Annotated in this window: 14 protein-coding genes and 1 pseudogene; 7 read left to right on the forward strand and 8 right to left on the reverse strand. The window is 34.8% G+C overall.

What is annotated here, in order from left to right; genetic code table 11:
- Positions 1–10 precede the first annotated feature (10 nt).
- From DPQ31_RS08570 to DPQ31_RS08580, 3 genes are read right to left on the reverse strand one after another with little or no spacing between them, the layout of a single operon-like run.
- On the reverse strand, positions 11–943 hold the full coding sequence (locus DPQ31_RS08570) for an alpha/beta fold hydrolase (RefSeq protein WP_199633620.1): 933 nt from the start codon (positions 941–943) through the stop codon (positions 11–13).
- Positions 904–1233 carry a DUF3147 family protein gene (locus DPQ31_RS08575; RefSeq protein ID WP_000545617.1) on the reverse strand — a complete coding sequence of 110 codons (330 nt, stop codon included), beginning with the start codon at positions 1231–1233 and terminating at the stop codon, positions 904–906. The genes DPQ31_RS08570 and DPQ31_RS08575 overlap by 40 nt, the downstream gene beginning before the upstream one ends.
- Entirely contained in the window at positions 1217–1627 is a 411-nt protein-coding gene (locus DPQ31_RS08580) for a MarR family winged helix-turn-helix transcriptional regulator (RefSeq protein WP_000651923.1), read from the reverse strand. Before DPQ31_RS08580 ends, DPQ31_RS08575 begins: the two co-directional genes overlap by 17 nt.
- 124 nt (positions 1628–1751) lie before the next feature.
- Here DPQ31_RS08580 and DPQ31_RS08585 point away from each other — a divergent pair, with 124 nt between their 5' ends.
- Positions 1752–2579, forward strand: a complete 828-nt coding sequence (locus tag DPQ31_RS08585) for a PP2C family serine/threonine-protein phosphatase (protein ID WP_002047737.1) — start codon at positions 1752–1754, stop codon at positions 2577–2579.
- Positions 2580–2624: 45 nt separating this feature from the next.
- Here the strand turns inward: DPQ31_RS08585 and asnB are convergent, their stop codons facing one another.
- Positions 2625–4448, reverse strand: a complete 1824-nt coding sequence (gene asnB / locus DPQ31_RS08590; RefSeq protein ID WP_199633621.1) for an asparagine synthase (glutamine-hydrolyzing) — start codon at positions 4446–4448, stop codon at positions 2625–2627.
- 270 nt (positions 4449–4718) lie between these two features.
- Between asnB and DPQ31_RS08595 the strand changes: the two genes are divergently transcribed.
- Together DPQ31_RS08595 and DPQ31_RS08600 are read left to right on the forward strand one after the other, a co-directional pair.
- The gene (locus DPQ31_RS08595) at positions 4719–5285 is read left to right on the forward strand and encodes a sigma-70 family RNA polymerase sigma factor (RefSeq protein ID WP_098054887.1); all 567 of its coding nucleotides are present in this window, start codon (positions 4719–4721) and stop codon (positions 5283–5285) included.
- Entirely contained in the window at positions 5282–6382 is a 1101-nt protein-coding gene (locus DPQ31_RS08600) for a DUF4179 domain-containing protein (RefSeq protein ID WP_199631598.1), read from the forward strand. Before DPQ31_RS08595 ends, DPQ31_RS08600 begins: the two co-directional genes overlap by 4 nt.
- Before the next feature lie 40 nt (positions 6383–6422).
- On the opposite strand, the gene DPQ31_RS08605 is transcribed toward DPQ31_RS08600, so the two are convergent.
- Positions 6423–7496, reverse strand: a complete 1074-nt coding sequence (locus DPQ31_RS08605; protein ID WP_208731780.1) for a WD40/YVTN/BNR-like repeat-containing protein — start codon at positions 7494–7496, stop codon at positions 6423–6425.
- Between the two features lie 211 nt (positions 7497–7707).
- Here DPQ31_RS08605 and DPQ31_RS08610 point away from each other — a divergent pair, with 211 nt between their 5' ends.
- Both DPQ31_RS08610 and fbpA read left to right on the forward strand, forming a co-directional pair.
- Entirely contained in the window at positions 7708–8607 is a 900-nt protein-coding gene (locus tag DPQ31_RS08610) for a cation diffusion facilitator family transporter (RefSeq protein WP_199631600.1), read from the forward strand.
- Positions 8608–8800: 193 nt separating this feature from the next.
- Entirely contained in the window at positions 8801–8971 is a 171-nt protein-coding gene (gene fbpA, locus DPQ31_RS08615) for a Fur-regulated basic protein FbpA (RefSeq protein ID WP_000098300.1), read from the forward strand.
- A gap of 52 nt (positions 8972–9023) precedes the next feature.
- Here the strand turns inward: fbpA and DPQ31_RS08620 are convergent, their stop codons facing one another.
- Together DPQ31_RS08620 and DPQ31_RS08625 are read right to left on the reverse strand one after the other, a co-directional pair.
- Positions 9024–9698, reverse strand: a complete 675-nt coding sequence (locus DPQ31_RS08620; RefSeq protein ID WP_199631601.1) for a GntR family transcriptional regulator — start codon at positions 9696–9698, stop codon at positions 9024–9026.
- A gap of 16 nt (positions 9699–9714) precedes the next feature.
- Positions 9715–10680: a DMT family transporter gene (locus tag DPQ31_RS08625; RefSeq protein ID WP_208731781.1), complete on the reverse strand. Its 966-nt coding sequence runs from the start codon at positions 10678–10680 to the stop codon at positions 9715–9717.
- A 167-nt stretch (positions 10681–10847) separates the two neighbouring features.
- Here DPQ31_RS08625 and DPQ31_RS08630 point away from each other — a divergent pair.
- Positions 10848–11160 (forward strand): annotated as a pseudogene (locus DPQ31_RS08630) (DUF3784 domain-containing protein).
- 38 nt (positions 11161–11198) lie between these two features.
- Here the strand turns inward: DPQ31_RS08630 and DPQ31_RS08635 are convergent.
- Entirely contained in the window at positions 11199–12386 is a 1188-nt protein-coding gene (locus tag DPQ31_RS08635; RefSeq protein ID WP_087970129.1) for a GTP-binding protein, read from the reverse strand.
- Positions 12387–12554: 168 nt separating this feature from the next.
- Here DPQ31_RS08635 and DPQ31_RS08640 point away from each other — a divergent pair, with 168 nt between their 5' ends.
- Positions 12555–13547 carry a permease gene (locus DPQ31_RS08640; RefSeq protein ID WP_176281000.1) on the forward strand — a complete coding sequence of 331 codons (993 nt, stop codon included), beginning with the start codon at positions 12555–12557 and terminating at the stop codon, positions 13545–13547.
- Positions 13548–13560 lie beyond the last annotated feature (13 nt).

A 13560-nucleotide genomic window follows, 5' to 3' on the forward strand; every position in this document is an offset into this window, starting at 1 on the left:
GGAAGCAGCTTTAGTTGCTTCCTTTTTTTGTGTGTAATGAGTGAATAGCTTCAATGATAATATCTGGTCGATCATTTTCTATTCCGTGACTAGCATGTTCAGCTAGAATATATTGACTGTTTATAGAGAGGTGAAATTGTTCACGAATTAGTTTTTGCCACGTCGATTCAAGTTGTGTTGCTTCCTCTTTTGGCATGCCGCCCTCAATCATTTGAGTAATAGAATAATGAGGATCTCTACCGATAACGATTAATGGTATTTCTAATATTATATCCAGCTCTTTTATTGAACGAGCACAGTTTTTCCACTCGGATAGTTCAGAAACCGTCGCTTTATATAATGAGGGTGATGTAGAGAATTCTATATAATGTTTTGGTTTGTTGACGAGCATAGGTTTTTGTTCATTATAAAGTGTGTCGACATCCATTTTGGAGTACGTATTATATTTTTGAAGCCACATATCATCAGAATCAGTTTGATCAGAAATCGGTAAATGAAGTTCGTCTAATCGGTGTAAGTTCATGGAAGTAGAATCAACTAAAAGAAGTGCTTGTAGCCTATCTTCATGTAACATCGCAAAATGTTGTGCACATAATCCTCCATAGGAATGACCGATTAGAATGATTGGCTCATGAATATATAGTTTGTCTAGTAACATATGTAGTTCTTTTGCTACTTGTATCGTAGTACGCGGATACATTCCCAACTCACTTTTTCCGTAACCTGGGCGATGGTATGAAACGACTGTAAAGTGCTCGGAAAGCTTTTTCATAATGGGAAGCCAATCATAAAAGGAGCAAGTCATTCCAGTTTGAATGACTATAGTTTGTTTACTACTTCCTTTTATATATACTTCTATATTTTGTCCCAATATCTCTACAAATTTATGAATAATAATTCCTCCTAAGTTTGAAATAATTTTTGGCAAGCAAAAACGATACACCAAGCACCTATACCGAGTAGGACAGATGTACTAAGTGCAAATGAATTTTTTAAACTAATATAGACGATAAATAGTAGTAGTGCTGATGCAGGAAATCCATATAATACACCTAAAGCAAATTGACTCAATTCTTGTTTGTTGCCACCTTCGAAAGAAATCCAAAATAGACTAAGTAAACTGACAAGAGGAAGGGCAGCGATAAAGCCGCCTATCGTACTATAATGTTTAGCGACTTCAGTAATGATACCGATAATAAGTGCCGAAACGATAACTTTAACGAGGAAATGCATATTTTGCCTCCTTCGCTAATAAAGAAAAGGCTTTTTCAATTAATTGTTGTTCTTCTTTTGATAACTGTGATTCTAATATTTTTATCTTTTCTTTATCTAGTAAAGTATGCTTTTCTAATACTTCCATTCCTTCGGTTGTTAATGTAAGATTTACGACCCTTTCATCTTGTTTATTTCTCTCTTTAAGGAGGAAATCCTTTTGAATAAGGCGCTTTACGTGTTCAGATGCTGTGTTATGAGAGAGACTAAGCTCAGAAGCAACTTTTCCAATTGTTATATTTTTCTCACGGGAAACGATTTGTAAAATACGAATTGCTTGGTGGGAAAGGTTGTCCTCATATTCACATCGTAAGTGATAATAAATGCTCTCCCAATGTTGATTGATGTCTTTCATAATAATAAATCCCCCTATTTTTATATCGTATAATAAGATATATTCGTTAATACAGAAATAAAATCCTTTTATTTGGATAAAAAATATTGAAAAAGTTTATTTTTATTGAAATATAAGGTAATCTATGTGTAAAGGTATACATTTAGCAAGAGAGAGGATGATAGCTGTGAATACATTTAAATGGATTAGTCATGAACAGATGTATGTAGATGAAATACATGTTGAAAAATGTGGTCCTCTTTCAGTCGGCGTATACGGTGGAAACCAAGAAAGTGATGCATATGAAAGAGGAGATGCGGTGCTTGCTTGGTGGGATCCTGAATTACAATTTGAATTTGTTATGATTTTTGATACACATCATAAAACGAAAAATATCCATTATATAATAGAAGCAATTTCAGAAAGAAAAGAGAAACTAAAAGAATTATTTTCATACCCAATACATTTAGCTTTTCATCATACACATATGTACTTATTAGCGTTATTCACAGATGAGTTATTTATTGAAAAATGTGATCAAAATGATGAAGAACTTGCATGTTTAATTTGTTTGCGAAAAGGCGAGTTCTTATATTGGCTATCAGTTGGTGATTGTTTCGCATACTTATTCCATTCTGAGCAAACGAAGAATGGAAAAGGACGATTAAATAAACGGAAGAATTACGAATATATTGGCAGGAAAAATATTTTCGCAGCAAATACACCTTGTTTTACTTCAGGTGTGAGGGGATTAGAAAAAGGTACGAATCACATTGTAATGGCAACGGACGGTATTTTAGAGTGTGATAAACGAAGGTTTGATGATGATCAATCTTTAGTAGAAATATTACACGACGGAAATAGCTTACAAATTGAGCCGGTATTAACAAATGTACTGCAGTGGAAAGGTAGAGATTGTGCCACGATTATCGGATGGTCTATCGATACTGAAAATAAACAATGCGCTAATTAATAACAAAAAGGAGTTCAAGGTTTGTTGTCCTTGAACTCCTTTTTGTTAAGCAATATGAATATGATACGTTTTCAACCATTCATTTACTTGTAGCATATACTCCATAGCACTCCTCGCTTCAAAAGTGTTAATCTCTTTATTACTTTGATCAGCAATTGAAAGTAGAATGGAATGGTTAATGAGTGAGAAAATAGGATTGTTTTTATTACTACACATATCAAGTGTTAAATTACGAATCGTTTGTAAGTAGTGTGGGTCTTGTGAAGTTGGATAAGCGCTTTTTCTTCTATTTCGTATATCGTCAGGTAAAGCTGGTTTTAGTGCTCTACGTAAAATGCCTTTTTCAATATTATCAATACTTTTTATGTTGAAAGGAACGTTCCATAAATATTCAACTAATCTATAATCGCAAAACGGCACACGAACTTCAAATCCTACAGACATGCTCATACGGTCTTTACGATCAAGTAAGAACGGGAGAAATCTCGTTAAAAATAAATAAAACATTTGGCGTTGTTTCGCGGATTTTTTACTTTCCCCTTCAAGAGTAGGTACTTCAAGAACTGCTTCATGGAATCGTGTATGAATATAATGCTCAGGATTACATTGCTTTGATACGTCGTTTAATAATAGAGAAGATGTGTTTTTCCAGTTTGTTAACCACGGAAACTTATCTACATATAATAGTTCTTCTTGATGAAACCAAGGATACCCACCGAATACTTCATCGGCAGATTCCCCGGATAAAGCTACAGTTGCATCTTTTTTCATTTCGCAAAATAGTAAATATAGTGAAGTTTCCATTTCGCCTGCACTTGGTAAGTCTTTCGCATGAAGGGGAACGAATAAGTGATTTGCTAATTCTTCAGCATTCACAATAATGTCATGATGCGACGTCCCTACATGTTCAGAAACACGTTTTACCCAAGGAGCATCTAGACCAGTTCGAGCAAATGTCAGTTCGAAATCTTTCGCGCTATTTAAAAAGTCGATTGAATATGTGTGAAGTGTTTTGTGTTCCTCTGCAAATTCTTTCCCCGCAAGTGCAGTAATACCACTAGAATCTAATCCGCCTGATAACATACAAACGAGCGGAACATCGGCAATTAATTGTCTTTTTACTGTATCTTGTAAAATAGATAAAATATGAGAAGATGTATCTTCTATAGAGTCTATATGGATCTTACTTTCTAAGTTCCAATACTTCGTAACTACTTTTTTATCACGTGTAAATGTTATAGAATGTCCAGCACGTACTTCTTGAATATGCTTAAACACACCACATCCTGGAGTTCGAAATAACCCTAATCCAAATATTTCATTTATTCCATCCGTATCAATTTCAGCAGGGACAGATGGATGCGCTAATAATGCTTTAATTTCAGATCCGAAAATAATACTTTCATTTCTTTCTGTATAAAAAAGTGGTTTTACACCTAAATGATCGCGTGCTAAAAACAATTGTTGTTTCTGATCATCCCATAAGGCGAAAGCGAAAATTCCATTTAAATGTTGTACGCAGTCTTCTTTCCATTCTAAATAAGCATGTAGTAACACTTCTGTATCTGAATGAGTTTCAAATGTATGTCCACATTTTTGAAGTTGCTCTCTCAGCTCACGGAAATTATAAATTTCTCCATTATAAGTAAGAGCATACGTATAATCACCAGTACGGAATGTTTTTGGTTGTGTCCCGCCTTCTGGATCAATTACAATTAATCGCCGGTGTGCAAAGGCCGCACGTGGTGAAAACCAAAATCCTTCAGCATCAGGACCACGATGCTGAATACTATTTGCCATCTTTTCTAAAATACCATGTTCATTGGAAAGATCCTTATTCCAATTTACCCAACCTGTAATTCCACACATACACATCTCATCTCCTAATTTAAAATGTTAAAAAGTAGATTAATGAAATAAAATGTACACTAAGTTAAAAAATAGCTATATAAATAGTGTACTACATTAATTAAAAGGCAGACTTGAGAAAATTTTCTTGTAATACATAGTTATGTGAGACAATGGCTTAGGGAAAGTATTCCGTAACATACAAAAAATAAAAAAAGATGAGAGAAAATATTTTGTAAGACGTTATATAGGGTGTAAAAGCTTTTACAAAAAAATAAGGGGAATCGCTACATGAAATCAAATGAGAAAAATTTTATAAAAAGATTACAACGGCAAAAAGAAGATGCACTAGAATTCGTTGTCGATACATACTTACCACTCATAAAAGGAATCACGCACAAAGTTCTTCTTCCGGTTCAAAATGATGGACTCATAGAGGAATGTGTAAACGATATATTTCTTTCCATTTGGAATAACGCAAATAAATTTCACGGAGAGCCGAGTGACTTTAAAAAATGGATAGCGGCAATTGCGAAATTTAAGGCGATTGATTATTACCGGAAAGCAACTAAAAAAGTAGAAATTGGTTCAGATGAGTTTCATATCAGTACGGAAAGGTCAGCTGAAGACGAACTAATCGTTATGGAAGATAGAGAAGAATTAATGCAGCTTATTAATCAATTAGAACCGTTAGATCAAAAGGTATTCATTATGAAATATCTCCTCGGTATGAAGACAGAGGAAATCGGAGAGAAATTAGGATTAACCAGGGCGGCAATAGATAATCGTGTGTACCGTGGAAAAAAGAAACTACAACAAAATGCTACGAAAATTAGTTTTGGAGGTAGTGCAATATGAAAGACATTTATGAACTATTAAATGATATTGATATAGATGAAAAAGAACTTGAGGAAATTGAGGCTTCTGAAATTGAAAAAGAAAAAGTGAAGCGCAATGTAAAACAATCGATACGTACGAAGAAAAAGATGAAAAGTTGGAAAAAGGGTGTCGCTGCTGCATCTATTTTAGTCGGCGTATCGGTTGCCATGCTAGGCATAGGATTTCCTACATACGCTGGAGGACTACCAATAGTAGGGGACATATTCCGATTTTTAGATAATGGTAGAACAGGGCTATATGAAAATTATAAAGAGTTTTCGACTGAATTGAATATGACGAGAGAGAGTAATGGGGTTAAGGTTATAATTAATGATGTAATTTCTGATGGCAGAACATTATCTATAACGTATTCACTGGAAAGTGAGCAAGACTTAGGGGATGATCCTATTATATTAGGCGGATTGGATATAATGGACGCCCATGGTAGTTCAGGAAGTGGGAAAATGACTAAAGTTACTGAAAAAAAGTATGTAGGTATGGTAACAACGACGCACCATGATAGTAATAAAAAGGACAAAGTAAATTTTAGATGGAATATAGAGGGAATAGAGATGCCAGATAGGGAAAAATCAATACAAGGTAATTGGAATTTCGCGTTAACTGTAAAATCAATGGATAGTAAAGAGAGAACAATTGGTGGAAGTTCGGAAAAAGAAGGTATAAAGGCAAATATGGAAAAGGTCGCAATGTCGCCGGTTTCGTTTATTCTTTATTACAATCAAGAAGTTTCTAAGGGTGCGAGGAAAGAATGGGATAGTGTAGATGTTGAATTGACGGTTAAGGATGATCTAGGGAATGATTATTCGGGTGAAGGAAATGGAGGAAGTGGCAACGATCCTTACAATATTCGATGGAGTGCTACATTTCAAAAATTGAACGAAAATGCAACAAAGCTTATCGTTACACCTCGCGTACACTTACGAGTTCATACACCTGAAAATCATGGTGGAGTGGAGTATGTGAATGGAAAAGAGAAGAAAATTGAAGTGCCGAAAAAAGAAGCGAAGAGTAAAGATATTGTTCTAGATGATATCGTAATTGATTTAAAGAAATAAAAGAGAGACTGCCTAAAAACATTAGGCAGTCTCTTTTTCGTTAAAAACTAGTTACGAGTAAAGCATGCGGATGCTGCGTTTTATACTCATCTTTCCACGGAATGTTTAGTTGTTCCCACGATTCGCCGCTATCATTGGATTGAAAGACGCCATTGTTATTTAAAGTGTAAAACGTATGTGGTTCTGCTGGATTTGTCGCAAACATCGAAATGACTGTACCGATTGCAGACGGCAGTCCTTGCTGTACTTGCTCAAAAGGAGTATCTTTCGTTTTTCGATATATATAAGATTCATAAGGAATACGGTGATGAGCGAGATCGGCACTTGGCGCAGCAGAAACGAGAACAGTATCGCAATCAGCTGGATCGATAGCCATGCTGTATAAATAATGATGCTCAAGTCCTTCACTACATGAGATCCAGCTATTTCCACTGTTATAACTTTCAAGATAGGCACGATCAGGTCCGCCCATAAATCCGTCACCACATGATGCATAAAGGCGATTGGGGGCTTCGGGGTGCATGAGTAATTGATGGGCGTCGATAGGAGCACCGAATTTTTTATCAATCCATGTATGCCCTTTATCGTTACTTTGAATTACAGCACCAGCTTCGATTGAAACGTGAATTGTATTGGGATTGTTTGGATCAACTGTAATCCAGCGTACGTGATGAGTAAAAGGTCTAGGCGGGAAAGCCCACGTATAAGAAGATAATAATGATTTCATATTTTTAAGTTCCGTCCACGTTTCACCACCGTTTTCTGAACGGAATAAAGCGCTCGGTTCAGTCCCTACATAAACGACTCCATATCCGCTAACTTGTTCATTAGGGCTTATCGTTATAGAAGTGATAGAGGAGTGTAAAATACCATCATCTTTAGGGAAATCAAAGTAACGATAGGAATCCCCAATTGGTCTCCACGAATCTCCGCCATCGTCGCTTAACCATAAACCTCGTCCAAATGTTCCGCAATATATGCGATTTTGTTGGAATGGATCAACGGCAATACAGGTAGGTTGCATATTTTGCAAGTGACAAGTCGTTTCGTAGTTACCATCTTGTTCTTTCACTACAACAAGTTCACGCTCCATACAGAGAAATAAACGTTTCATTTTCGTAACCTCCTTAAGATTTCTTTCAATAGTAAACAATATGAAAATAAAAAAGAAGTAGTCTTGTTTTTATTTGAGAAAAAGGGATTGTTTAAAAAGTAGCGAAGTGTGTATACAGAGGAAGCGGGGTTTACGGGCGGTCAATTCGGGATAAAGATGGGGAGTTTGTTTCATACTAACATACAGATATGGCACTTAAAGGAGTATAAGTATGGGACATTCACATGATCACGGGCATTCTAAAAATAAAAAGGCGTTACTACTTGCATTCTTACTAACAACAAGCTTTATGGTTGCTGAAGTTATTGGCGGATTTGTAACAAATAGTTTAGCACTATTATCTGACGCGGGGCATATGTTAAGTGATGCAGTATCCTTGGCTTTAAGTTTACTTGCGTTTAAGCTTGGAGAAAAAGCAGCGACGACTGCAAAAACATACGGGTATAAGCGCGTCGAAATGTTAGCGGCATTATGTAACGGTGTCGTTCTTATCGTCATTTCTATATACATTTTTATTGAAGCAATTCGTCGTTTTAAAGAACCAGTTGAGATTGCTAGTAATGGGATGCTCATTATTGCTGTACTTGGTTTGCTTATTAATATTTTATCAGCTTGGATATTAATGAGAGGCGGAGATGTGAAAGGTAATTTGAACTTAAGAAGTGCTTTCTTACACGTACTAGGTGATCTATTAGGGTCAGTTGGAGCGATTATTGCTGCGTTACTTATTAAATTTTTCGGATGGAATGTTGCAGACGCAATTGCTAGTATTCTTGTGTCTATTTTAGTCATTATTAGTGGGTGGCGTGTAACACGTGATACAGTCCATATATTAATGGAAGGTGCACCGCAGCACATAGATATGGATGAGGTGAAAAATACATTATTAACGATTGCGGTTGTAAAAGAAGTTCATGATTTGCACATATGGTCTGTCACATCGGATTTTCAAGTATTAACTTGCCACCTGATTATAAAAGGTAATGAAACGCAAAGTGTATTAAAAGAGGCTATGGATGTATTAAAGGAGAAGTTTCATGTAGAACATGTCACCATCCAAGTAGAAATAGAAGGTGAGTTTTATCATAGCGAGACAACTTGCAAAGTATGAAAGAAAAAGGATCAGAAAAAGTGTCATAACATTTTTCGCAGGGCATACATATATATAATGTGGCCACAAATACTTTGTAAGGTAAATATTTCATAAGATTACTTTACTTATTAAGAATCATCTTTTATAATCAAAAGTGGTAATTGATAAAGATTATCATTTTCAATGATCGTAGAAAGGAGTTTTTTAAAAGATGAGTAGTCAACTCCGTTTTGCTGTTGAAAATCGTAAGAGGCATTTAATTGATGAGTTAATTGGAGCAGGGGTGTTTAAGATTCGCGACAGACAATTATACGAGCTATCTTTAGAGGAATTAGAAAAAGAGTACGAAGATATTGAAGATTACGCGAATATTCAGGCATAGCATATAGATTAGTAAAGAGGGAGCTGGTTACACTTTTGTGTAACCAGCTTTCTTATTCTTTCATAGAAATCATTTTTTGTATTTCTTTCATGGGACGGAGCCAGTTTTGAGCCATCATTTGTTCCATTTGTTTTTCGTCCTGCTTTTGAAGTGCTTGAATGATAGAGTGATGTTCTTTAATAGATTGACTTGCAGGCACAAAGTTTTGGAAAAACAAATATTCAAGTCGTAAAACGTGAAGCTGCATATTTTCTAGAAAAGGTTCAATATATCGGTTTTTAGCAATAGAAGTAATTGTATTGTGAAATTGTATATCTAGTTTTAAAGCTTTTTTTGAATCTTTTTCATGTATAGATTGTTGAAAAGTATCATTTATCTCGGAAAGTAGTTTAATATCAGAATCTGTAACTTTTTGAAGTGCTTGTTTTCCTATAATTGAGTGAAGACCGGCCAGCGTCTCATAAATGATAGATACGTCTTCTAATTTAATAGGAGCAATTTTCGTTTTTTGACCGGGAATCATTTCTACTAGCCCAGAAAGCTCTAAAATTTGTAAAGCTTCTCTAACTGGTGTTCTGCTTACACCTAGTGCTTCCGCCAATTCCCCATCATTAATTTTTTCATCTGGTTGTAATACACCTTCTATAATCCAATCTTGTAGTTGGGTTAAAACGAGTGACTTTGCGGAAACTCTTCCAGGTTTTTTATAATTTTGAGGGACAGGCATAAATAATTCAATCCTTTCATTGTATGTTTTGTTTTTTTCTACTCATAAGTTTTAGCTTCGGTTTTCCTTCATCCGGCTTTTGGCTTAATATAAGCACCATTACAATGACACAAAAAGCACCTAATAACTGAAAAGATTGAAACGGTACGTGCAAAATAAGTACGGAAGAAATAATAGCTGCGAGCGGCTCTGTACAACCAAATAACGTTGTTTCTTTCGGCGTAAGGTATCTTATACTATCTAAGTATAAATAAAATGCTATGAGTGTCCCGAAAATGACTACAAATGTAATGAGCGGGAGGGTACTTAGTTTTACATACTTTATAGTGGATAATAAAATGAATTCGTTTGTGGAAACAAAGTGTAAAATCGTTACACCAATACCCCCAATAATCATACCCCAGCCAACGATAACAGATGAAGACCACTTTTCTAACAATTTTTTTGAATACAAACTATAAAATGCAAGAGATAGTCCAGATAAAATGCCCCAAACGATAGCTGGAGTAGATACAGCTAAGTTATGCATAGACCCGTTTGTTAATAAGAGAAAAGTCCCTACTAATGAGAGTGTAATTGAAATATAATCAATTTTTGATGGACGAACGTTCCATTTGAAAAGTAAGTATACAGTGATAAATATAGGGGCTAAATATTGTAACAAAGTTGCAACAGCAGCGTTTCCTTCTTTAATAGAGGCGAAGTACGTATACTGTACAGCAAGCATGCCGAAAAGACCGAACAAAATCATTTTACTAGCGTCGGATTTTTGCTTCCAGATGGTAAAAATCTCTTTTTTTCTCGTTCCGAATGATGAAATAATGAGTAGAATAACCCCAGATATAAGCAAACGGATCGTAACTAACCATTCGGTTGAAACATTTTCATATTGAAAAAGTTGTTGCGCAGCTGTTCCGGACAAGCCCCATAAACAAGCACCGATTATAACCATTATAATTCCTTTTAATCGATTTGGATCCATAAGACATATAATCCTCCTTCCAAAAATATATATTGGATACAATATGCAATATATCACAAAAAAGAGCATCAATAAACTGAAACTTCTAATTAGATGAAAAGTTATTAATAATGGAGACGAAATTTTTTTTGTACGTGGTAAAATATTGTAGAGAGGGTGGTATTGAAATGCTAGCAGGATTTTTGGTTTGTTTATTTGTTGGATTACTTATCATTTTTTTTAGGGTATCAAATACATGTGAAAAAGAGATTGTTTTTGTTGGCAGGATATCAAGAAGAAACGTTTGTTGGAGATAAAAATAAATTAGCGAAGCTTTCAGGAGTATTTTCCTATATAGTCGGAGTTGCTACTATACTATTACCGTTTGGCTTAGAAAAAATAGGTGATGTAGTTGGTGTCGTATATGCTACCTTAATTGTTTTCGGTACAATGGTGTTTCTTATGAAAGCAAATATGTTAAATAAGAGTACTACAAAGTGAAAAAAGGCTCCATGCTACGGAAGCCTTTTTTCACTTTGTTATGAAGTATAAGTAAAAGCTGGAATAGGATCAACAAAGTTATTCCAATCTTGTTTCATTTCTTTTTCTGTTAATAGACAACTATCTAATGATTGTTCAATTAAAGAACGATCCATGTCAATTCCGATAAATACGAGTTCAGTTATTCGATCTCCATATTGTTCATCCCAGTTTTTCAATACTTCTGGTTCTTCTGTAATGATTTGATTTTTTTCCGCCTCAGGTAATGCCGCTATCCATTCACCAGCACCTTGAATTGTAATAGAGGAACCAGCTTGTGATAGAAGCCCTATCATAGTATTACGAGAGGCGAGCCAGAAAAATCCTTTCGCTCTTACAACATCTAATGGCCATTTTTCTAGCCAATTCATAAGGCGTTCAGGATGAAAAGGATATTTACGACGGTACACAAAGGAATGAATACCGTATTCTTCCGTTTCAGGTGTATGATGGTCACTATTTAATTCTTGCATCCAGCCAGCCGATTGACTGGCCTCTTCATAATTAAATAAATTTGTGTTTAAAACTTCTTGCAATGGTACTTTGCTAAATGAAGATTCAATAACCTTGGCGCTAGGATTTAATTTCTTTAGTAAATGATGGAGTTCTATCACATCTTCTTTTTCTAGTAGGTCTATCTTATTAAGAATAATTACATTTGCAAACTCAATTTGATCTATTAATAAATCAATAACTTCCCGAGTATCAGTTTCATCGATTGCCTGTTTTCGGTCTAGCAAACTTTCTCCATCTGCAAAATCATCCCAAAATCTATGTGCATCTACAACTGTAACCATCGTATCGAGGTGACAATTTTTCGTTAAATCAATGTTAAGAACTTCATCTGTATAAGTAAAGGTTTGGGCAACTGGAATAGGCTCACTTATACCAGAAGATTCAATAATAATATAGTCAATATCACCATTTTCAACAAGACGATTCACTTCTATCATTAAATCTTCTCGTAGTGTACAACAAATACAACCATTTTGAATTTCTACTAGTTTTTCCTCTGTGCGTGAAAAACCACCTTTTTTTATAAGGGACGCATCAATGTTTACTTCGCTCATATCATTAACGATAACAGCTACTTTTAAGTTGTTCTTATTAGTCAAAATGTGATGTAGTAAGGTAGTTTTTCCAGATCCTAAAAAACCACTTAATACAGTGATAGGTACTTTTTTCATGAAATAATCTCTCCTTTAAATCGTAACCATTACGTTTTATAATAAATGATGGGAAAGGAAAAATCAATAATAAATCATAATGATTACGATTTAAGAACAGAAATAGACTATAAAATTTATGCTGTAGTATGAAACATTTGGACAAGCGCATGTTTACAAATAAATAAAATGGAGGCGAGAAGCTTGGTCTTTAATAGAGTTTCAAAAGAATTAGTAGGCATAGCTCTTATCGCTATGTTTCTCTTTTTATTATTTTTTGTAGATTTTACAAGTCTAGTAAATTTGCACAAAAATATGTCGCAAGAATGGTTGAATGTGAATACGGTGTTTTTAAGTATCATTTTTGAAGCAATCCCCTTTATTTTATTAGGGGTAATTGTTTCTTCATTTATTCAAGTGTTTGTGACGGAAGATATGATTCAAAAAATAATGCCGAAATCTCCGATTGTTGCAATGATTCCAGCAGTATTTGTGGGAGTTCTTTTTCCAATGTGTGAATGCGTCATTATACCAATTGTAAGAAGGCTCATTCAAAAGGGGTTACCACTTCATGTAGGCATTGTTATTTTACTGAGTGCACCCATTATGAATCCAGTTGTTCTTTTATCTACTGTATATGCGTTTCAAAAAAATGATTACGTTGTATATGCACGCTTTGGGATAACAATTCTAGTTGCTCTATTCATAGGTCTAATTGTGTATTTTCGCTATCGCGAAAGAAATGTTTTAAAAGACATAGAGGTTTCAGTTCAAACAAGCAAAAAAAAGAGTTGGAAAGATGTTATGAATCACACTGTAGATGAGTTTTTTGATACTGGTAAGTATTTATTGATTGGTGCTTTTTTAGCAAGTGTATTTCAAACGTTTTTTGATCGGAATGTACTGGATGCAGTAGCACATAATGAAGTAATTGCTCCCGTTATTATGATGGGATTTGGTTATGTTTTATCAATTTGCTCTGCAGCCGATGCTTTTATAGCGGCATCTTTTGGACATGTTTTCTCGGTAAAGGCACTTCTCGCATTTCTTGCGCTTGGGCCTATGCTTGATATGAAAAATACGTTAATGCTATTTGCGTATTTTCAAAAGAGATTTGTATTCTTTTTGATGGGAATTGTCATTGTATCTGTGTATACCATCGTGCAAATCATAATGTTATAGGAGGTGAGAAAGA

Source organism: Bacillus sp. COPE52, from assembly GCF_003355115.1.
Classification (GTDB): domain Bacteria; phylum Bacillota; class Bacilli; order Bacillales; family Bacillaceae_G; genus Bacillus_A; species Bacillus_A toyonensis.